The sequence below is a fragment of the Arthrobacter sp. TJ-266 genome, assembly GCF_058269115.1.
Map to the genome: position 1 here is coordinate 486,713 of NZ_JBZCNC010000002.1, position 19,361 is coordinate 506,073.

Here is a 19,361-nt window from a genome sequence, read left to right on the forward strand (position 1 = left end):
GGGCCGACCGCCGGGGCCAGACCCTGAGCGGCTGCTAGAGACGCACCCCGAGGAGAGCGTCGACGACGTCGGCGAACGTGGTGCTGTCGGCACGATCATCGCTGGTGCGTGCGCCCGCACCACCCGTGAGCGAAGCCGCCCACGCGTCGACGGCGGCGAGTGCGGACGGTGCATCCAGATCGTCCGCCAGATGGGTGCGGACCTGGTCGAGCAGCGGCGCGACGTCGTCGGCCCCGGCTCGACGCGCTGCTGCGCGCCACCCCTGCAGGCGGACGAGCGCGTCCTCGAGGACGGCGTCGGTCCAGGACCAGTCGGAGCGGTAGTGGTGGGCGAGGATGGCGAGGCGGATCGCCGCGGGATCTGTCCCGTTCCTGCGGAGCGTAGACACCAGGACGAGGTTGCCGCGCGACTTGCTCATCTTCCCGCCGTCGTAGCCCACCATGCCCGCGTGGGCGAAGTGCTCGGCCAGCGGTGTGCCGCTCGCGGCCCAGGCGTGCGCGGCGCTCATCTCGTGGTGGGGGAACACGAGGTCGGAGCCGCCGCCCTGCACCGTGAACGGCGCGGGCAGGTACTGCTGCGCGATCACGGCGCACTCGATGTGCCACCCTGGACGTCCCGCGCCCAGCGAGCCGCCGGTCCAGCTCGGCTCCCCGGGACGCTCGACACGCCAGAGGAGGGGATCGAGCGCATGGCGCTTGTGCGGCCGCGCCGGGTCTCCCCCGCGCTCGGCGGACAGCGCGAGCATGGCATCCACGTCGAGGTGCGAGACCTGACCGAGGAACCACCGCGCGTCATCGTCCGGGTCGAGTGACGCCGCGGCGTCGAGCGAGAAGTAGACGTCGCCGTCGGGCTCGCCGCCCTCGCCCGGCACCGGGTAGGCGAGACCGCGCGCCACTAGGCGCTCGACGGCGGGCACGATCCGGTCGACGGACTCCACAGCGCCGACGTAGTGGTCCGGCGGCAGGACGTTCAGCGCTTCCATGTCCTCACGGAACAGGGCGATCTGCCCGGCTGCGAGGTCACGCCAGTCCACGCCCGTGGCGGTGGCGCGCTCCAGCAGGGGGTCGTCGACGTCCGTGACGTTCTGGACGTAGGACACGCGGGAGCCGGCGTCGCGCCACGTGCGGTTCAGGAGGTCGAAGGCCACGTAGGTGGAGGCGTGGCCGAGGTGCGTGGCGTCGTAGGGCGTGATGCCGCAGACGTAGAGGCTGCGCTCGGGAGCCGCGTCGAGACGGCGCCGCTCCCCGGCCGAGGTGTCGTACAGATCGATGCCCGACTGGGTACCGTCGAGGTCAGGAACAGGAGCCGCAGTCCACGCAATCACGCGTTCTACCTTACGGCCTGCGCGCCGGGCCGATGTCAGGCGCTGATCACGCCGAACCCGAGCAGGGCGTAGAGCCCCAGCCCGAGCAGGATCCGGTACCAGACGAAGAGCCCGTACCCCCGGGTGGTGACGTAACGGAGGAACCAGCCGATGATCGTGAAGCCCACCACGAAGGCGACGAGCGTGGCGAGGGCCGTCTCCGGCAGCGCGTACGGACCGGGCTCGTCGTAGCTCTTGACGAGCTGGTACACGCCGCTGCCGAACACCGCGGGGATGGCCAGCAGGAAGGAGTAGCGGGCCGCCGCTTCCCTCGTGTAGCCCATCAGCAGGCCGGCGGTGATGGTGCCTCCCGAGCGCGACACGCCCGGAATGAGGGCCAGCGCCTGCGCGAGGCCGTACAGGATGCCGTGCCGGTAGCTGAGGCTCGTGAGCTCGCGGGACTGTGTTCCCACCCGCTCGGCGACCGCGAGGATCAGCCCGAAGACGATCAACATCGTGGCCACGATCCACATGCTCCGGAACGTCCCCTCGATCTGGTCCTGGAACAGCAGGCCGAGGATCACGATCGGCACGCTGCCGAGGATCACGAGCCAACCCATCCGGGCATCCGGGTCGTTCCGCGGCACCGTGCCCCGCAGGGCGCCGAACCAGGCCTTCACGATCCGCACGATGTCCCGCCAGAAGAAGACGACGACGGCCGTCTCCGTCCCGAGCTGGGTGATGGCGGTGAACGCGGCACCCGGATCCTCGGCGCCGGGCAGGAACTCACCGACGATCCGGAGGTGTGCGCTGGACGAGATGGGGAGGAACTCCGTGAGGCCCTGGATGAATCCGAGAATGACTGCTTCTATCCATTGCACGCTTACGACCCTAAGCCATCCCGCGGGGCGGAGGCCCTAGGCTGAGGTCCATGCAGCGGCGAAACGTGGGAGCGAGCGGCCTGACGGTCTCGACTCTGGGACTCGGCACCATGACTTGGGGTCAGGACGTGACCGAGGAAGCCGCGCGGGAGCAGCTCCGGCTCTTCGCGGACGCGGGCGGCACGCTCGTCGAGACCGCTGCCCGGTACGGCGAGGGCCGGGCCGAAGCCATGCTCGGTACGTTCATCAACGACGTCGTGGCCCGCTCGGAACTGGTGCTGGTGGTCCAGGGCGGCACCACGCGGTCCGGGAGCCGCCGCCTCGACGCCTCCCGCCGGGGACTGCTCGACTCGCTCGATGCCTCCCTCTCCCTGCTCGGCACCGATCACGTCGACGTGTGGCTCGCGCCCTCCCCCGACGCCGCCGTGCCCCTGCAGGAGACTCTCAGCGCCCTCGAGGCCGCCTACGCCAGCGGCCGCGCGAGGTACGTGGGTGTGTCGAACTACTCGGGTTGGGAATTTGCGCGCGCAGCGGCGACGGCGCGGTGCCCCCTCCTCGTGAACGACGTCGAGTACTCCCTCATCCACCGCGGGGCCGAACGGGAGATCATCCCCGCGGCCGACGCCGTGGGCGCCGCGGTCCTCGCCTGGGGTCCGCTCGGTCGCGGCGTGCTCACGGGGAAGTACCGCGGGCGCATCCCGTCCGAGTCCCGGGGCGCGTCGGACCTGTGGGCGCCGTACGTGGAGCCGTACCTCAGCGGCAAGCCCCAGCGCATCACGGAAGCCCTGTGCACCGCCTCGCGGGGCCTGGACCTGCAGCCGCACGAACTGGCACTGCGCTGGCTCCTGCACCGGCCCGGCGTCGCATCGGCGATCGTCGGCGCGCGGACTCCCCAGCAGCTCAAGGAGATCCTCCACACCGCGGACGCTCCTGTTCCGGAGCCCATCGCAGAGGTGCTCGACGAGGTCTCGGCCCTGCTGCCCTAGCGAGAGCCCGGACTGGCGGTGATCACGATCGGGCCGTCCGAGCTGTCCTCAGCCACCTGACGCTCAGCGCTCGGAGTCCGCGCCCGTCAGTCTCGCTGCGTCCTCGGACCCGGCAGCCCGCGATTCGTCGTCCCGACCGTCGCCCTCGCTGGTGCCCCGAAGGAAGTCCTGATCGGGGTTCCGATCATCATCGTCCTGCTGATCGTTGTCATCGTCGTCGCGCTCGTCATCCTCATCGTCATCGGACTCCTCGTAGATCTCGAGCGGAGTCACCTCGCCGAAGGCGTCGTAGAGGGCTTCCTCGTACACCTCGAAGGCATCCGCGATGGCGAGATACGCGGCTTCGACCGCGGGATCGTCCTCCCTGCGTCGTGATGCCGACGCCGCGAGGTGCTCCTCGAGAGCCGTCACGAGGGACTGGAGCGCGACACGCGGATCAATGCTCATGGCCTAGACGTTATCGGTAAAGTGAAGGGAATTGGAGGAATATGCGACAGCACTTTGTGAACACGACGGCCATCCGCGAGCGTGATTACGGGCGGCAGTACGAGTACCTCGTCCTCACCGTCAACGCCGGTGAACCCCTGCCCGCGGCGCGCAAACTCATCACCGAACACGCCGAGTACGGCAAGTGGGAACTCGAGCGGAGCTGCATCTTCATGGGCGGTGGCAGGCGCTACTGGCTGCGACGTAAGGTCCTGCGCGTTGAGCGCACCGCCTAACGATCGCGCCCCGCCCCGCCTCACGGTGAACCGCACTGCCTCGCGGTCGAAGGCACTGCTCGTCGGAGGAACGTGTGCAAGAGCCCACGTTCCTACGACGCCGGCGGCCCGAGAAGCCAGGTAGCGACCGTGGCCCTAGCCGATTCCTCCGTGGACGGATGGAACTGGCCGGCCAGGGCATCCCGGTGCAAGCGAGCCTCCTCGGACGCGGCCGAGAATCCTGATCCCCCTCCGAGGTGCAGGGCGGTCGACGTCGCCTCGACAGCGGCAGCGACGGCATGCGTCTTGAGCGTCACGAGTCGGGCGAACCAGGCGGGATCGTCCACGCCGTCGTCGAGATCCTGCGCGACCGCGCGCAGTTCGGCCGCCGCGCCGGTGGCCGTCATGGCCGCTCGCGCCAAGCGGTCCCGCAACACCGGGTCCGCCGCGTGGGACTTCCCCGTGGTCCGGCTGGTGCGGCGCTCGAGCCCCCGGGCCGCGAGGTGCAGCGCCCGGTCGGCGATGCCGAGGTACACGGCCCCGATCAGCGTCTCGAAGGCCGCGAAGATCCCGAACACCAGGAGGTCCGGGTTCTGCCCAACCGGCAGGCGACGGAAGACGGCGTCCTCGGGTACCCGCACGTCCTCGAGGCGCGTCGTGTTCGACTGCGTGGCGCGCATGCCCAACGGGTTCCAGTCCTCGACGGTGACGACGCCGGGTGTGCCGCGCGGCACGAAGGCGTGGACGAGGACGTCCTCACCATCGGACCCGGCGTCCGTCCCGGCGTCGGACCCTGCATCGGACGCCGGCAGCTTCCCGAAGACGCTGAGGTGCGTCCACACCGGGGACAGGCTCGTGAACACCTTCGTGCCGGTGAAGCTGTAGCCCCCTGCTGTCCGTGTCACGCGCGTGAGCGAGTCGAACAGGACGGCGTCGTTACCGGGCTCGGACACCCCGAAGGCGAACACGTCGCCGCGCGCCGCCCCCTCCAGGACGAAGCCGAGCGAATCGTCCCCCCGTCCGGCGAGGAGTCCGGCGACGGCGGTCCAGATCAGGTGCATGTTCGTCCCGAGGGCGGTGGCGGGCGCTGCCGCCGCGAGGCGCCGCTGGCACTGCGCGGCCAGGGCCATGCCGCCCGTGGTCCCGGGTGGCGTGTCCACCAGCAGGCGGAGGTAGGACGCGGCCCGCAGCTCCTCGAAGTCCTCGTGGAAGAACGTGTTGGTCGTGTCGTGACCGCCTGCGCGTGACCGTGCGCGCTCCAGCAGGTCCTCCGGGAGGAGCTCGGCCGCGCGGGCCGCCGCCGTCGTCATCGGTGGGCCGGCCTCAGTAGGTGGTGAGGAGCCGGGCGAGCACCTTGGCGCCGAAGCGCAGCGACTCGGCCGGTACGCGCTCGTCGACGCCGTGGAACATCCCCGTGAAGTCGAGGTCGTCCGGCAACTGCAGGGGCGCGAAGCCGTAGCCGGTGATGCCGAGCCGGCTGAGGGACTTGTTGTCCGTGCCGCCGGAGAGCGTGTACGGGAGCACTTTCGCCCCCGGGTCCTCCGCGTGCAGGGCGTCGATCATGGAATCCACGAGGTTCCCGGCGAACGGCACCTCGAGCGAGGTGTCCTTGTGCTCGTACGTGACCTCCACGTGCTCGCCCGCGAGCCCGCGGATGATCTCGAGTACCTGGTCCTGTTGACCGGGCAGGGTCCGGACGTCGATCAGCGCCTCGGCGGTGCCGGGGATGACGTTGTGCTTGTACCCGCTCTTGAGAACGGTGGGGTTCGCGGTGTTCTGCAGGGTGGCACCCACGAAGCGCGCCACCGTGCCGAGTTCCTTCAGGAGGAGGTCCGGGTTGTCGGGGTCGAACTCGACGCCCGTGAGCTCCGTGACCCCGTCGAGGAACTGACGCGTGGTCGGCGTGAGCTCGATGGGCCACCTGTGGTCACCGATCCGCGTGACGGCCCGGGCCAGTGCGGTCACCGCGTTGTCGGTGTTGATCTGCGACCCGTGCCCCGCCCGGCCGTGGGCCACGAGCCGCAGCCAGGAGATGCCCTTCTCGGCCGTCTGCAGCAGGTAGGTGCGCTGCCCGCCGATGGTGGCGGAGAATCCGCCGACCTCCGAGATGGCCTCCGTGGCACCCTCGAAGATCTCCGGCTTGTTGTCGACGAGCCAGGAGGCGCCGTACGCACCGCCCGCCTCCTCGTCGGCGAAGAACCCGAAGATCAGATCCCGTTGGGGCCGTACGCCGTCGCGCTGCATGGCACGCAGGACGGACAGGATCATGGCGTCCATGTCCTTCATGTCCACGGCGCCCCGGCCCCAGATGAGGCCGTCCTTCTCCTCACCACCGAAGGGATCGACCGTCCAGTCCTCCTTCTGCGCGGGGACGACGTCGAGGTGTCCGTGCACCACGAGGGCGGGGAGCGACGAGTCCGTGCCCTCCATACGCGCGACGACGGACGTGCGGCCGGGAGCGGCCTCGAACAGCTGCGTCGTGAGGCCCACCTCCTCGATGAGGCCCGCCGTGTACTCGGCGGCCTGCCGCTCCCCCGGGCCCTCCTTGGTGCCGAAGTTGGAGGTGTCGAACCGGATCAGTTCCTGGCAGATGCGCACGACGTCGTCTTCGGGGGTGATGCCCACGGGGTCCTCCTGGGGTAGCGGTGTCCGCTCCAGCCTACCGAGAGACGCCCGGTCGGGTGCAGGTGTCCGTTCTCCGGGCTCGCGCACCACGCTGCCGGATCTGGAAAGGACGAAGCGCCGTGTCAGGTCTCTCATGCCCCCTGGTCGTGCTGCCCGGATGTAACGGCATGAACTGCAGCGGCGAGCACGTTGTATGCTTGTTCGGCGGACTCGCCCTACACATGTGGACTGGCGGGTCCACCTGTTTAAGGAAGGCCCCGGGTGGGCCGAGAGACTGGGGCATCATGAGCAAGAACCTCAACCGGAGGCTGTCCGCGACTGCCATCGCCATGATCGGCGCAGTGACCTTCGGAGCACCCGCAGCGTCAGCCGCGGAGCTGTGCCGGACCGACGGCAACGGAATCACCGTCTGCCAGGACGATGTCCCAGCGGCCGTGAATCCCGCCACGGTCATTCCCTCGGCGCCGACCCCCGAGCCCGTGACAACACCCACGGTGAATGAGCCCACGGTGAATGAGCCCACGGTGGCGCCTATCACGCCAACTCCTTCGCCGGCTCCAGACCAGACGCCCACGCCCAGCCCGGCTCCAGTCCAGACGCCCACGCCCAGCCCGGCTCCGGAGGTCGTCCCAACGCGTACGCCAGCGCCTGTGGAGACCACACCGGCCCCGACTCCCCCGGCGGCGCCTGCACCTGCGCCGGTGCAGCAACTCCCCGAGTACCAGCCGTTGCAGCCGGTCGGCCCCTCACTCCTTCCCCCGGGCGCCCCGCTGCCCGAGCCGATCATCGAAGAGGTCGTCCCGGTGGAGGAACCAGCTCCTGCCGAGGAGACGGTCGCGCCCGCGAAGCCGGCACCTGCAGCGAAGCCGTCGGCACGTCCCTCACCTAGTACGAGCCCGGCTCCGTCGGCGTCCGCCACCTCGTCCGCAGAGCCCGTGGCGCTCGAACGGACCGATGCGCAGCAGGGCCCGAACCTCCCGCTGCTGGCCGGGTGCGCCGTCGTGATCCTGGGCTGCCTCTTCGGACTGGCGAAGGTCATAGGACTCCCCGGAGCCCGCTGAGCACGGCAGCGAGCACCGGCGGCCGGTGACAACCCGCGCCCTCTTCATCCTTCAGGTCATGCGAGCTGAACTGTGACCGAGTCGATACGTGTCGTCCGTCGCACCGTTACTTCGTCACCGGAGACTTGGAGCATGGCTCTCATGGGGATAGAAACGGCACGACCGTCGCAGTGGATCAAGGACAATCGGGGCGCTCTGCCGTCCACCATCGCGCTGGCCGCGGTAGCTGCTTTCTGGGTGGTGGGAGCGGCTGGCGGGGTTCACTATCTGGCCTCGGTCAGCTCGCCCATGGCGCTGCTCACCGGGCTCTACGTCGGCCTGGCCGCGGTGGCCGTCTCCATCATCGTCGCAACTCTGGCAGTCAACAGCCTGGTGGCTCGGTACTCGAGGGCGCGCGGCAGTCGCTGACTCCTAGCCGGACGACAGGGTATCGCTCGCCGTCGTCGTGGTGGCGGTGCGGGCTCTGTACCGGGTGGAGAAGTCCCTGATCCACGTGTTCAACCGCGTCGCAGGCATCTTGTCGCATGCGTTGCCGTAGTAGCCCGGGTAGGGGTGTGCTCGATGTCCAGCAGCCCGGGGAGCGTCTTTCCGTCACCTCACCGACCTCCCCCGCTGCCGAAGGCTGACCGCCGTCTAGTCCTCGTCAGTGACCTCGCCGAGGTACTGGATGGTGAGCACCGGAGAGTCCATCTCGTCGGTCCCGGCGACGAGGGCGACGTAGGCCTTCTCGCCCTCGAAGCCGGGTGCGACGTAGTGATAGCTCTTCCACGCCGGGTGTACGGCGGCGCCGTGCCAGGCGGTGTACAGCAGGAGCTCCTCCCACTCGGAGTCCGGCGCCAGCCCGGTGAATCCCAGCGCGTCGAGAACCTGCAGCTCGACGGCGACCGGACACAGGAAGTAGTACCGGGACGCGTACGGGCTCATGTCGACGAGGGCTCCGCCGTGTAGGGCCTCAAGCCGTGCTGCACCCGGGTACTTCTCCGGTACCTCGCTGGTGACCTGGTGCTCGAGAAGGTCAATCTGTTCCGTCGTGAGCTGGCCCTCGGGGTGCAGGTACGGATTCACGCGCGATGCGGCATCGAAGGGCTCGAACCAGCTGTCGGCAGAGTCTGAGCGGTCCTCGGGCGACAGGTGGTAGGCCTTCCGGAGGACCGTCGCGTCGTCAAGCAGCCCGACCATGATCCGGTCGATCTCGACCGATCCGAGGCGGGTCCCGTACTCGGCGTCAGCGTGCCGGACCCCCTTCCGGGCGAAGCAATAGACGGCGAGCTCGTGGGCGAAGGTCCGTGCACCGTCCCAGCCCATCTCGAGGTCCGCGGCTTCAGCCAGGACGACGGCGAAGCGTTGCAGGAATTCGAACGTGTAGTGGTTCCGGTAGGCCGGTGGCAAGGTGTCCACCACGCGGGCGGCGGCTGAGGTGATGTAGGCAGCCGGGTCCGTCCCGTCAGCCTGGAGTGAGCGCACGGCATAGATGTCGTCGAAGATCCCCTCCAGGACGATCGGGATGGAGCGGCGCAGGCATCCGCGGAGCAGCTGAGCGAGGACGAGGGCCCGCAGCCGGGCCTCCGGGGAGTCGTAGTTGGACGCCGGCAGCTGGCCGTCCTCGTCGAGCTGCATGCGGCCGATGCACTCACCCTGCAGCTCGGGCCCACCGAAGTAGCCGAGCAGGGTGAGGTCGACGCCCTCGAGCCTCCGGCCTTCGTTGACCAGGTCGATCTGGCGGGGAGTGAGATTCTGCGGGTCGATCTGCGGTACCACTGCGCTCCTTGCTAGGGATGGCGTCAGACTAACAGCGGCCCGACCGCGGTGGCCGGTGCACCCATCTGTCATCTCCTGCTGGCAGCTTCGCCGTCCGGACGCCACACTGCCAGCACCTCAAACCGTGCTCAGCGCCACGGCCGTCAACCGCGTTCAACCAGAGCATGGGTCGCCTCGCCGACGATCGGACGCCGGCTGCATCGCGCAACTCCGTCAGTGGGATCCTCAGTGCCACGAAGAAGCCCCCGAGCGCGGTCCCACTCGGCGAAGACTCGCATCCTACGCCGTCGTCACCGCCGTCGGACTGTGAGCTGAAGTCTGGTTGCCGGCCTCGATTGGGGCCCCGCCGGCGGCTCTCACCTCGGCGCAGCTCGCGAGGATGCCGGCAATGGCGTCATGCTTGACGGCCGTCATCCAGAGGTCGGACGTAGCCTTCGCTTCGGTCTGCAGCGGCATGTACTAGCAGCGGAACGCCTTGCGTCGGAGAGTGTCATGGGAGCCGATTCCCGACACTCACGTGGTTCGAGCGGCTGACCGCGTGGTTCAGGGCACAAAAAAACCCCGGCGAACCGGGGTCTTTTCTGTGCGCGGAGGGGGACTTGAACCCCCACCCTCAATAAGAGGACTAGCACCTCAAGCTAGCGCGTCTGCCATTCCGCCACCCGCGCGGGTGGTATTTCGCGGTCGAAACCGGCGAAAGCAACGAGAGAAACTCTAACACGAGATGAGCGCTCCACCGACATCGGCGGACGTCCCCGCGGGTGTGGCGCGGGGACTTCAGTCACTGGTCCGGAAGGCGCTCCGAGATTGCGTCGAGGGCGACGGCGACCTCGCCGAAGGTCGTGGTCAGCGGGGACAGCCCGAGCCGTATGCCGCTCGGGTTGCGGTAGTCGGGGATCACGCCGTCGGCCCAGAGGTCCGGCACCATCGACGCGAAGGCCGGGTGGTCGATGGTGATGTGCCCACCGCGCTGGGCAGCCGCTCGGGGCGACGCGAGGACGACCCCCCGGGGCGCGAGGAACTCGTCGACGGCGTCCACGGCGAACGCCGTGAGCTGCTCCGACTTCGCGCGGACGGCGGTCATCCCCACCGATTCGAGGAGCGCGAGCATGTCCTGCATCGCGAGCATCCCGATGATGGGTGGCGTACCGGAGACGAGGCGCCGGATGCCGTCCGCCGGCTGGTAGGCGGACCCCATGGCGAATGGGTCCGCGCTGCCGAGCCACCCGAGGATCGGCTGATCCAGCGACACATGATGCCGCTCGGCCACGTAGGCCCAGGCCGGGGCTCCCGGGCCGCCGTTGAGGTACTTGTAGCTGCAGCCCGCTGCGAAGTCCACGTCCCAGGCGTCGAGCTCGGCGGGTACCGAACCGACGGAGTGGCTGAGGTCCCACAGGACGAGCGCTCCGGCGTCGTGCGCCACGCGCGTGATGCCCGGGACGTCGGCGACGAAGCCCGAGCGGTACGCCACATGGCTGAGCAGCACCAGCGCGGTCTGCGGTCCGACGACCGCGGCGACGTCCTCCGGCGTCGCACCGCCGTCGTACGCGACGTCGATCCAGCGCAGGGTCAGCCCGCGCTCGGCGGCGATGCCCTCGACGATGAAGCGGTCGGTGGGGAAGTTGTCGCGGTCGATCACGATCTCCGTGCGGTCCGGGCGGGCGGCGACGGCGGCGCGGGCCAGCTTGTAGAGCAGCACGCTCGTCGAATCGGCGACCACGCACTGACCCGCCGCCGCACCGAGCGTGACCCTGCCGAGTTGGTTGCCGATACGCTCGCCGAGCGTCAGCCAGCCGTCGTCCCAGCCGCGGATGAGCCTGCCTGCCCACTGCTCCTGCACGAAGGCCGTGAGGGATTCGACGGTCGCGGCGAGCGGGCGCCCGAGCGAATTCCCGTCGAGGTAGGACCGCACGGCGGGGTCGTCCGCGCCGATGAACAGGGCGCGGTGGTGAGCGAGGGGATCTGCGGCATCGAGCGCTGCGGCACGTGCCGTGAGGGAGGGGCCGATCATGGCCCCCAGTCTAGGCGGGGGTACCCCGGTGGCCGTCGACGCGAACGGGCGGCCCCCGTCGAGGGGACCGCCCGATCACTGCGTTCGATCATTGCCTCCGATCAGCGCCGTTCGGTCAGCGCCGTTCACGATGGCGTTCGATCAGCGGCTGGCCGCCGTGCTGTAGGCGGCCTGGATGGAGCTGCCGAAGTACGGGCCGTACATGACGTTCTTCTGGCTGGTGTAGCCGAAGCTGTTGACCGAGTTCTGCGTGCCACCGGAGCCCGATCCGACGAACCAGGGCCCGCCCGAGGATCCGCCGGTCATGTCGCAGGGGATGCCCTGGGACAGGGTGCCGCCGAGACGGTCCGCCGATGCGGTGCCGCTGCAGCTGTAGAGGCGCTCGCCGTTGAAGGGCGAGGCGGCCGGGTAGCCGTAGGCGGTGTACGAGAGGTTGCGGGCGAGGTTGAAGCCGATGCTGGAGGCCCCGACAGTCGCCGAGAGCGTGCGGCCGTTGACGGTGTTCACGACCGCGAAGGCGCCGTCGTAGCTGATGTCGTTGCGGGAGACCCACTCGCTGGCGGCGTGCAGCGAACGGGCGGCGAAGCGACCGTAGGGCGCGGAGCCGTTGCTGTAGGCCGGGACGAACACGAAGTTGGTGACGAAGCCCGTGGAGAGGTCGTGCACGCAGTGACCCGCGGTGGCGACGACGCTCTGGTTACCGCTCTGCACGGAGTTGCCGGAGCAGACGTAGTTCTGGCCGCCCTGCGTGAAGAAGACCTTGCCGATCTTCGGCACGGCGGTCTCGGCGACGGCGTTCGGCTGGACGACGGGGTCCTTCGGCGCCTTCGCCACGGTCTCCTTGCCTCCCTTCGGCATAATGGAGCGGCCCTCGGCGGCCCAGCCGGAATTGATGGTGTTGGCGGGCTTGGCGTTCTTCATCCTGTCCGCGGTCCAGTAGGCGTCCAGTTCGGCCTGGCTCTGGTTCTGCGCGTGCGACACGGTGGTGCCGGCTGCGGAGCCGGTCGGCTCCTGGGTGGGCGCTGCCTGGACGGGACCTGCTGCCATCAACACTGATGCGAGCAGGGCCGACGCGGTGAGCAGACCGGCTTTGAGACCTCGAGAGTTCACGAAACTCCTCTTTCCATACGGGGGCAGCCTTCGTGGCTGGTTCCCGGAGTCTCTCCCGCCCGCCGGCTGACCGGCCAGCAGGAAGAGCGACTTCGGGGGAACTGCCCCTGAAAATCGCTCCTCCTCTGGACAGGCAGCGGGTGGCGTGGAACTATTCCGCGCGCACTCGGCCCGAAAAGTGTTGGCGCTGCCGCTTCGCCGACCAGGCGACGACGTCCACGAGGGTCCCGTCGCCGTCGCGATTCCGCGCGAAGGAGGTGGTAACGGCGCCGGGCAGCAGCACGGGCGTCGCGAAGTCGATGCGCCAGTCGAGCGCTCCCTCCGGGGCGGGAGCGGCCTGCTCGACCATGCGTGCGGCCAGGTACATGCCGTGGGCGATCAGCGTCTTCATGCCGAGCGCCTTGGCCGCCACGGCGTTCAGGTGGATCGGGTTCCAGTCCCCGGAGACGGCGGCGTATCGTCGGCCGGTCCCGGCGTCGAGACGCCACAGCCCGGTGGGGACCGGAGGAACGAAGGAAGCCCGCTCGCCGGAGGGGCCCACGCCCGTCGCGGCCACCGTCGGTTCTTTGTCGAGCCGGAGCCCGCGGGCGAGGTACACGGACCGGCCCGTCCAGACCGTCTCGCCGGAGACGCCCACCTCCGTGACGACGTCCACCTGCGTCCCCGAGGCTTGGGCGTGGAGACCCTCGGCCCGAGCCACGACGTCGAGCTCCTCGAAGGCGCCGATGGGACGTGTCTGGTGGACCTCGTTGCTGAGGTGCACCATGCCGAGCAACGGCAGGGGGAAGTCCGGGCGGGCCAGCACGCTCATCATCACTGGGAAGGCGACCGTGTGGACGTAGGCGGACGGCAGTACGTCGCGAGCAGCCGCACCGATCAGGTGCTGGAAGCGCGTGAGATCGGCGAGTTCCACGCGGATGCCGTCGACCCGGTGGCGGACGGCCGGCAGGCCGGGACGGACGGGGGACGACGACGGCGTGACCCGCCGGCGCGCGGCGGTCGCCAGGGCGCTGCCGTAGAGCCCGGGCAGGCTGGGCATGCCGAGGACGACGTCGGTGGGTGCGCCGGTCATGCACCCACCAGGTTCTGCCCGCAGACGCGCAGCACCTGCCCGTTGATGCCGGCGGCGGTGCCGGAGGCGAGGAAAGCGACGGTCTCGGCGACGTCGATCGGGAGGCCGCCCTGCTGCAGGCTGCTCAGCCGCCGGGCCACCTGCCGGGTGAGGGCGGGGATCTTCGCCGTCATGTCCGTCTCGATGAAGCCGGGCGCCACCGCGTTGACGGTCCGTCCGCTGCCCGCGAAGGCGGCCGCCTGCGCCCGCACCATCCCGATCACGCCCGCCTTGGACGCGGCGTAGTTGCTCTGCCCGCGGTTGCCGGCGATGCCGCTGGTGGAAGCAAGGCTGATGATCCGTCCGGTCCCGGAGAAGACCGGCGAGGCGAGGAACTGCTCGTTCATGCGCAGCTGCGAGGCGATGTTGACGGCGATGACGGAGTTCCACCGCGCGGCATCCATGTTGGCCAGGAGCTTGTCCCGCGTGATACCGGCGTTGTGCACCACGATGTCGAGGCTCCCGAACCGCTGCTGCACGTGGTCGAGGATGCGCGCCGCGGCGTCCTCCGCCGTGATGTCCAGCTGCAGCGCCGTACCGCCCACACGGTTCGCGACGGCAGCGAGTTGCTCGCCGGCCGTCGGGACGTCGACGGCGACGACGCGAGCGCCGTCACGTGCCAGGACCTCGGCGATCGTGGCGCCGATCCCCCGGGCGGCACCCGTGACCACCGCGATCCTCCCGGTGAGGGGCTGGTCCGCGACTCCCTCCCCCTCTGCCGCGGTGGCTGCCGCGAGATCGGTGATGCTCCCCGACGGCGTCGGCGCGACCTCGATGAACTGACCGTCCACGTAGGCACTCCTGCCCGAGAGGAAGAACCGGAGGGCGCCGAGCGCGGTGGGGTCGGTCGTGGTGGCATCGCCGCGCAGGATGATGCCGTTGGCGGTCGCCCCTCCCCGCAGTTCGTGGGCGACCGAGCGCAGTGCGCCGTCGATCCCCTGGCGGGCCGCGGCCTGCGCAGGTCCGGAGGCGTCGGCGGCGGAGCGGAGGATGCCCACCACACGCCCGCCCGGGACGAGCAACCTCACGGCCTGGCCCAGTTCGAGCATCGGGGCGGCGAGATCGGCCGGCTCGGTCGCGGCGTCGAGGACGACGACGGCGGCGCTCAGCTTCTCGCCGGGCAGCACGTGACGCCGCACCTCGATGTCCCAGCCGAGCAGCACGTCGGCGAGCGCCTCGGCTCCCGCGCCGGCTCCCGCGACCAGGACCGGCAGCGGTGCGAGCACCTCACCGGGGGCGTACCGGCGCAGGACCGAGGGCCGGGGCAGGCCGAGCGCCTTCGCGATCCTCGCGGGCAGTGGCGTGTTGACGAGGTCCAGGTAGGCGTCGGCCATCAGTTCCTCGCTTCCAGGATCGCGACGACGCCCTGCCCGCCCGCGGCGCACACCGAGATGAGGCCGCGTCCGCCCTTCTCCGACAGGGTCTTCGCGAGGGAGGCGACGATGCGCCCGCCGGTGGCGGCGAAGGGGTGCCCGGCGGCGAGGGAGGAGCCGTTGACGTTGAGCTTCGAGCGGTCGATGCTGCCGAGCGCTCCCGGGAGCCCGAGCACGCGCCGGCAGTAGTCCTCGTCCTCCCAGGCCGCGAGGGAGCTGAGCACCGTCCCGGCGAAGGCCTCGTGGATCTCGAAGAAGTCGAAGTCCGCGAAGGTGAGCCCGTTGCGCGCCAGCAGACGCGGCAGCGCGTGGACCGGGGCCATCAGCAGGCCCTCCTCGCCGTGCACGAAGTCCACCGCGGCTGCCTCGGCGTCCACGACGTTCGCGAGCATGGGGAGGTTGTTGGCGCGTGCGTAGTCCTCGCTGCCGAGGAGCACGACGGCGGCGCCATCGGTCAGCGGGGTCGAGTTCCCGGCGGTCATGGTGGCCGGGGTGTCGAGGGTCTTCCCGAACACGGGCTTCAGGGTGGCGAGCTTCTCGGGAGAGGTGTCCGCGCGGAGATTGGCGTCACGCGTCAGGCCCCGGTAGGGCGTCATGAGGTCGGCGAAGAACCCCCGCTCGTAGGCCGCGGCGAGGTTGCGGTGGCTCAGGTAGGCCAGCTCGTCCTGGGCCTCGCGCGTGACCTGCCAGGCCGCCGTCGTGATGGCCTGGTGCTCCCCCATGGACAGGCCGGTGCGGGGCTCCCCCGTGCCGGGCGCGTTGGGCGAGAGGTCCTTGGGCCGCAGGGTGCTGAGGATGCGGACCTTCTGCTGCGTGGTCTTCGCCCGGGAGAGGTCGAGCAGCACGCGGCGCAGGCCCTCGCTGACGGCGATGGGCGCGTCCGACGCGGAATCGACACCGCCGGCGATCCCCGACTCGATCTGGCCGAGCTTGATCTTGTTGGACAGCCCCACCACGGTCTCGAGCCCCGTCGCGCAGGCCTGCTGGAGGTCGTAGGCGGGGGTCTCGGGCGACAGCGCGGAGCCGAGCACGGCCTCGCGGGTGAGGTTGAAGTCACGCGAGTGCTTGAGGACGGCACCCGCGGCCACCTCACCGATGCGCTCGCCCTGGAGCCCGAAGCGGGCCACGAGGCCGTCGAGTGCCGCGATGAGCATGTCCTTGTTGGACGAGTACGCGTAGGCACCGCCCGACCGAGCGAAGGGGATGCGGTTGCCGCCGATGACGACCGCGGGGCGGACGGCGGTCTGCGGTGACGGGGCGGCGGTGGACGCGCCTGTCTGCTCTGACATGAGGAACTCCTGAAGCGTCGGGGGATTACCGATACCTACCGTACCTGATACGCTGAGTATCATGAACTCTGCCCCTGCTGCGACGCGCCTCTCCCCCGGCGTACCCGCGGACGTGCCGGCGGTTCCCGACGGACGGTCCAGCCGCTGGGAGGAGCACCGGGCCGAACGGCGACGTCAGCTGATCAAGACGGCGAGGCGGGCCATCGACCGGCTCGGCGCTGGAGCCTCCATGGAGGACATCGCCACCGCGGCGGACACCTCGAAATCCGTGTACTACCGCTACTTCGGGGACAAGACCGGCCTGCAGCGGGCCATGGCCGAGGTGGTGACGGGCCAGATGCAGCAGAAGATCCGCGACGCCGCCCGGACGGCCTCCACCCCCCGCGAGGGACTCCACGCGATGGTGCTCGCCTATCTCCAGATGGCGCGGACCTCCCCCAACGTCTACGCCTTCGTCACACGCGTGGGGAGCGCCGAGTCGACCACGGCCGACGACGGCGCCCAGGACCCCCTCGCCCACTTCCTCGCCGCGATCACAGAGATGATCTCGCGCCCCATGCGGGCGTACCTGCTGTCCCCGGACCGGCCGTCCGGACCGGACGACGCCGCCCCGGAGTTCTGGCCCGCGGCCGCCATCGGCATGATCCGCGCTGCAGGTGAGACCTGGCTGTCCGCCCCCGATGTCCCGGGCAAGCCGACCGAGGAGCAGATGGCACGGCACCTCACGGGCTGGCTCTTCGACGGCATCAGCCGCTACGAGGCCTCGACCGCCACCGCGGACGCGACCGGACATACGACCGGGAGCGCCGGACCATGAGCGCCAGACCATGACCGAGGCCCCCCGTACACGCACTCTCCAGATCCACCCGTTCAGCACCGCCCCACGCACCGCGAAGGACACGCCATGACGCAGACCATCTCCCGGCCCCAGCAGATCCCCGCGACCGTCGACATCACGGACGACGAGCGCGCCACCGTGGACACCGCCGAGCTCGGGGAGCTCCTGCTCGGGAAGTGGGCCCACGTCCGCCGCCAGGCACGCGAACTCGCGGGACGCCCCGAGGTCCACAAGATCGAGGGTCTGACGCACCACGAGCACCGCCGCCGCTGCTTCGACCAGCTGCACTACCTGGTGGAGCAGAAGGCCGTGCACCGTGCGTTCCCGAAGGCGTTCGGCGGCGACGACGACCACGGCGGGAACATCGCGGGCTTCGAGGAACTCGTGGTGGCCGATCCCTCGCTCCAGATCAAGTCGGGCGTGCAGTGGGGGCTCTTCGGCTCCGCCGTCATGCACCTCGGCACCGAGAAGCACCACGAGGCATGGCTCCCGGGCATCATGTCCATGGAGATCCCCGGCTGCTTCGCCATGACCGAGACCGGCCACGGCAGCGACGTCGCCAGCATCGCGACGACCGCCACCTTCGACCCGGCGACCGACGAGTTCGTCATCGACACGCCCTTCCGTGCGGCGTGGAAGGACTACATCGGCAACGGCGCGATCGACGGCCGGGCCGCCGTCGTCTTCGCGCAGCTGGTCACCAACGGGGTGAACCACGGCGTCCACGGGTTCTACGTGGAGCTCCGCCACGAGGACGGCACCTTCAAGCCGGGTATCGGCGGTGAGGACGACGGCGTGAAGGGCGGCCTGAACGGCATCGACAACGGCCGCCTGCACTTCACGGGCGTCCGCGTCCCGCGCACCCACCTCCTGAACCGCTACGGGAACGTCGCGGAGGACGGCACCTACTCCTCCCCCATCGCCTCGCCGGGGCGCCGCTTCTTCACCATGCTCGGCACGCTCGTGCAGGGTCGGGTCTCGCTCGACGGCGCGGCCGTCGCCGCCAGCAAGCTCGCGCTGACCGCCGCGATCACCTACGCGACGGAGCGCCGTCAGTTCAATGCGTCGTCGGATCTGAAAGAGGAGGTGCTGATGGACTACCAGCGGCACCAGCGGCGGCTCCTGCCGCGCCTCGCGGCCACCTATGCGGCGTCCTTCGCGCACGAGGAACTCCTCGAGAAGTTCGACGGCGTCTTCTCGGGCGCGCACGACACCGACGAGGACCGCCAGGACCTCGAGACCCTCGCCGCCGCGCTCAAGCCCCTGAGCACCTGGCTGGCACTGGACACCCTGCAGGAGTGCCGCGAGGCGACCGGCGGCCAGGGCTTCCTCATCGAGAACCGCTTCGCGTCGCTCCGGGCCGATCTCGACGTCTACGTCACCTTCGAGGGTGACAACACCGTTCTCCTGCAGCTCGTGGCCAAGCGCCTGCTGACGGACTTCGCCAAGGAGTTCAAGGGCGTCGACTTCGGGGTCCTGGCCCGCTACGCGGTGTCGCAGGCCGCCGGCCGGACGCTGCACCGCTCCGGGCTGCGTCGGGTTGCGCAGACCGTCGCGGACACCGGCTCGGGCAAGAAGTCCGCGATCGCGCTGCGCGACGAGTCCACGCAGCAGGAGCTTCTCCGCGACCGCGTGCAGACCCGCGTCGCCGAGCTCGCGGGGATGCTGCGCGGAGCGAAGGGTATGTCCCAGGAGAAGGCCGCGGCGCTGTTCAACGAGCACCAGAACGAACTGATCGAGGTGGCCTACGCCCACGCCGAACTGCTGCAGTGGGAGGCGTTCACGCGCGGCCTCACGAGGATCGAGGACCCGGGCACACGCGAGGTCCTCACGCGACTGCGTGACCTCTTCGGGCTGTGCCTGATCGAGAAGGACCTCGCGTGGTTCCTGATGAACGGGAGGCTGTCCTCACAGCGCGCCCGCACCCTCGACGGCTACATCAACCGCCTGCTCGCGAAGATCCGTCCGCACGCCCTCGATCTCGTGGACGCGTTCGGGTACGGACCGGAGCACCTGCGGTCCGCCGTCGCGAGCGGCGCGGAGCGGGAACGCCAGGAGGAGGCGGCCGAGTACATGCGGCGGCGCCGTGCGAGCGGTGACGCCCCGATGGACGAGAAGACGCTGTTGGCCCGCGAGGCGAAGAGCGCCAAGGCGTCCAGGAAGGGGGCCTCCGCGGCTCCCCGCGGCGCGACGTCGACCACGACCCTGAAGGCCACGAAAGCAGCCCGGGCCCGAGCGCTGCGCTGACGACCCGCCGCGGGGTCCGCAGGGTCGACGGTCCGGTGTTCCCGGTGCCGCCGGTGCCGCCGGTGCC

General features: G+C 70.0%; 18 protein-coding genes and 1 tRNA gene. 6 read left to right on the forward strand and 13 right to left on the reverse strand.

The genetic code is table 11. The features are described 5' to 3' along the window. Positions 1 to 34: 34 nt before the first annotated feature. Both mshC and AC4D12_RS07035 read right to left on the reverse strand, forming a co-directional pair. On the reverse strand, positions 35 to 1,324 hold the full coding sequence (gene mshC, locus AC4D12_RS07030; RefSeq protein WP_490949180.1) for a cysteine--1-D-myo-inosityl 2-amino-2-deoxy-alpha-D-glucopyranoside ligase: 1,290 nt from the start codon (positions 1,322 to 1,324) through the stop codon (positions 35 to 37). A 35-nt stretch (positions 1,325 to 1,359) separates the two neighbouring features. Beyond that, the gene (locus AC4D12_RS07035; protein WP_490949181.1) at positions 1,360 to 2,184 is read right to left on the reverse strand and encodes an undecaprenyl-diphosphate phosphatase; all 825 of its coding nucleotides are present in this window, start codon (positions 2,182 to 2,184) and stop codon (positions 1,360 to 1,362) included. A gap of 50 nt (positions 2,185 to 2,234) precedes the next feature. On the opposite strand from AC4D12_RS07035, the gene AC4D12_RS07040 reads away from it, so the two are divergent. Further along, complete coding sequence (locus AC4D12_RS07040; protein ID WP_490949182.1) at positions 2,235 to 3,170, forward strand: aldo/keto reductase; 936 nt, start codon at positions 2,235 to 2,237, stop codon at positions 3,168 to 3,170. A 63-nt stretch (positions 3,171 to 3,233) separates the two neighbouring features. Here AC4D12_RS07040 and AC4D12_RS07045 read toward each other — a convergent pair whose 3' ends face one another. After that, positions 3,234 to 3,617: a hypothetical protein gene (locus AC4D12_RS07045; RefSeq protein ID WP_490949183.1), complete on the reverse strand. Its 384-nt coding sequence runs from the start codon at positions 3,615 to 3,617 to the stop codon at positions 3,234 to 3,236. Between the two features lie 41 nt (positions 3,618 to 3,658). Between AC4D12_RS07045 and AC4D12_RS07050 the strand changes: the two genes are divergently transcribed. After that, complete coding sequence (locus AC4D12_RS07050; RefSeq protein ID WP_490949184.1) at positions 3,659 to 3,892, forward strand: DUF5703 family protein; 234 nt, start codon at positions 3,659 to 3,661, stop codon at positions 3,890 to 3,892. Between the two features lie 92 nt (positions 3,893 to 3,984). On the opposite strand, the gene AC4D12_RS07055 is transcribed toward AC4D12_RS07050, so the two are convergent. Then, entirely contained in the window at positions 3,985 to 5,181 is a 1,197-nt protein-coding gene (locus AC4D12_RS07055) for an acyl-CoA dehydrogenase family protein (protein ID WP_490949185.1), read from the reverse strand. Positions 5,182 to 5,194: 13 nt separating this feature from the next. Then, positions 5,195 to 6,496, reverse strand: coding sequence for a M20/M25/M40 family metallo-hydrolase (locus AC4D12_RS07060; RefSeq protein WP_490949186.1), 1,302 nt, complete (start codon positions 6,494 to 6,496; stop codon positions 5,195 to 5,197). A 650-nt stretch (positions 6,497 to 7,146) separates the two neighbouring features. Here AC4D12_RS07060 and AC4D12_RS07065 point away from each other — a divergent pair. Continuing rightward, entirely contained in the window at positions 7,147 to 7,557 is a 411-nt protein-coding gene (locus tag AC4D12_RS07065; protein WP_490949187.1) for a hypothetical protein, read from the forward strand. Positions 7,558 to 7,698: 141 nt separating this feature from the next. Continuing rightward, on the forward strand, positions 7,699 to 7,965 hold the full coding sequence (locus tag AC4D12_RS07070; RefSeq protein ID WP_490949188.1) for a hypothetical protein: 267 nt from the start codon (positions 7,699 to 7,701) through the stop codon (positions 7,963 to 7,965). Between the two features lie 225 nt (positions 7,966 to 8,190). Here the strand turns inward: AC4D12_RS07070 and AC4D12_RS07075 are convergent, their stop codons facing one another. The 8 genes from AC4D12_RS07075 to AC4D12_RS07110 all read right to left on the reverse strand — a co-directional run bounded on the left by AC4D12_RS07075 (position 8,191) and on the right by AC4D12_RS07110 (position 16,209). Next, positions 8,191 to 9,315, reverse strand: a complete 1,125-nt coding sequence (locus AC4D12_RS07075) for a hypothetical protein (RefSeq protein ID WP_490949189.1) — start codon at positions 9,313 to 9,315, stop codon at positions 8,191 to 8,193. A 279-nt stretch (positions 9,316 to 9,594) separates the two neighbouring features. Next, positions 9,595 to 9,771: a hypothetical protein gene (locus tag AC4D12_RS07080; RefSeq protein WP_490949190.1), complete on the reverse strand. Its 177-nt coding sequence runs from the start codon at positions 9,769 to 9,771 to the stop codon at positions 9,595 to 9,597. Positions 9,772 to 9,899: 128 nt separating this feature from the next. Next, a tRNA-Leu gene (locus AC4D12_RS07085) sits at positions 9,900 to 9,983 on the reverse strand. Positions 9,984 to 10,096: 113 nt separating this feature from the next. Further along, positions 10,097 to 11,326 (reverse strand): kynureninase, encoded by a 1,230-nt coding sequence (locus tag AC4D12_RS07090; RefSeq protein WP_490949191.1) that lies wholly within the window; start codon positions 11,324 to 11,326, stop codon positions 10,097 to 10,099. A 141-nt stretch (positions 11,327 to 11,467) separates the two neighbouring features. Further along, positions 11,468 to 12,436: a trypsin-like serine peptidase gene (locus tag AC4D12_RS07095; RefSeq protein ID WP_490949192.1), complete on the reverse strand. Its 969-nt coding sequence runs from the start codon at positions 12,434 to 12,436 to the stop codon at positions 11,468 to 11,470. Between the two features lie 151 nt (positions 12,437 to 12,587). After that, positions 12,588 to 13,508, reverse strand: a complete 921-nt coding sequence (locus tag AC4D12_RS07100) for a MaoC family dehydratase (RefSeq protein WP_490949193.1) — start codon at positions 13,506 to 13,508, stop codon at positions 12,588 to 12,590. Then, on the reverse strand, positions 13,505 to 14,881 hold the full coding sequence (locus AC4D12_RS07105) for a 3-oxoacyl-ACP reductase (RefSeq protein ID WP_490949194.1): 1,377 nt from the start codon (positions 14,879 to 14,881) through the stop codon (positions 13,505 to 13,507). The genes AC4D12_RS07100 and AC4D12_RS07105 overlap by 4 nt, the downstream gene beginning before the upstream one ends. Beyond that, complete coding sequence (locus tag AC4D12_RS07110) at positions 14,881 to 16,209, reverse strand: acetyl-CoA C-acetyltransferase (protein ID WP_490949195.1); 1,329 nt, start codon at positions 16,207 to 16,209, stop codon at positions 14,881 to 14,883. The genes AC4D12_RS07105 and AC4D12_RS07110 overlap by 1 nt, the downstream gene beginning before the upstream one ends. A gap of 61 nt (positions 16,210 to 16,270) precedes the next feature. Between AC4D12_RS07110 and AC4D12_RS07115 the strand changes: the two genes are divergently transcribed. Together AC4D12_RS07115 and AC4D12_RS07120 are read left to right on the forward strand one after the other, a co-directional pair. Further along, positions 16,271 to 17,026 (forward strand): TetR/AcrR family transcriptional regulator, encoded by a 756-nt coding sequence (locus tag AC4D12_RS07115; protein ID WP_490949196.1) that lies wholly within the window; start codon positions 16,271 to 16,273, stop codon positions 17,024 to 17,026. A gap of 87 nt (positions 17,027 to 17,113) precedes the next feature. After that, positions 17,114 to 19,294 (forward strand): acyl-CoA dehydrogenase family protein, encoded by a 2,181-nt coding sequence (locus AC4D12_RS07120; protein ID WP_490949197.1) that lies wholly within the window; start codon positions 17,114 to 17,116, stop codon positions 19,292 to 19,294. The last annotated feature ends 67 nt before the right edge of the window (positions 19,295 to 19,361 follow it).

What these genes read in the sequence shown, in the direction of transcription:
- AC4D12_RS07040 (WP_490949182.1), top strand. Translation starts at nt 2,235, where the DNA reads ATGCAGCGGCGAAACGTGGGAGCGAGCGGCCTGACGGTCTCGACTCTG.
- AC4D12_RS07120 (WP_490949197.1), top strand. Translation starts at nt 17,114, where the DNA reads ATGACGCAGACCATCTCCCGGCCCCAGCAGATCCCCGCGACCGTCGAC.
- AC4D12_RS07105 (WP_490949194.1), bottom strand. Translation starts at nt 14,881, where the DNA reads ATGGCCGACGCCTACCTGGACCTCGTCAACACGCCACTGCCCGCGAGG.
- AC4D12_RS07090 (WP_490949191.1), bottom strand. Translation starts at nt 11,326, where the DNA reads ATGATCGGCCCCTCCCTCACGGCACGTGCCGCAGCGCTCGATGCCGCA.
- AC4D12_RS07100 (WP_490949193.1), bottom strand. Translation starts at nt 13,508, where the DNA reads ATGACCGGCGCACCCACCGACGTCGTCCTCGGCATGCCCAGCCTGCCC.
- AC4D12_RS07080 (WP_490949190.1), bottom strand. Translation starts at nt 9,771, where the DNA reads ATGCCGCTGCAGACCGAAGCGAAGGCTACGTCCGACCTCTGGATGACG.
- AC4D12_RS07070 (WP_490949188.1), top strand. Translation starts at nt 7,699, where the DNA reads ATGGGGATAGAAACGGCACGACCGTCGCAGTGGATCAAGGACAATCGG.
- AC4D12_RS07045 (WP_490949183.1), bottom strand. Translation starts at nt 3,617, where the DNA reads ATGAGCATTGATCCGCGTGTCGCGCTCCAGTCCCTCGTGACGGCTCTC.
- AC4D12_RS07115 (WP_490949196.1), top strand. Translation starts at nt 16,271, where the DNA reads ATGAACTCTGCCCCTGCTGCGACGCGCCTCTCCCCCGGCGTACCCGCG.
- AC4D12_RS07050 (WP_490949184.1), top strand. Translation starts at nt 3,659, where the DNA reads ATGCGACAGCACTTTGTGAACACGACGGCCATCCGCGAGCGTGATTAC.
- AC4D12_RS07110 (WP_490949195.1), bottom strand. Translation starts at nt 16,209, where the DNA reads ATGTCAGAGCAGACAGGCGCGTCCACCGCCGCCCCGTCACCGCAGACC.
- AC4D12_RS07055 (WP_490949185.1), bottom strand. Translation starts at nt 5,181, where the DNA reads ATGACGACGGCGGCGGCCCGCGCGGCCGAGCTCCTCCCGGAGGACCTG.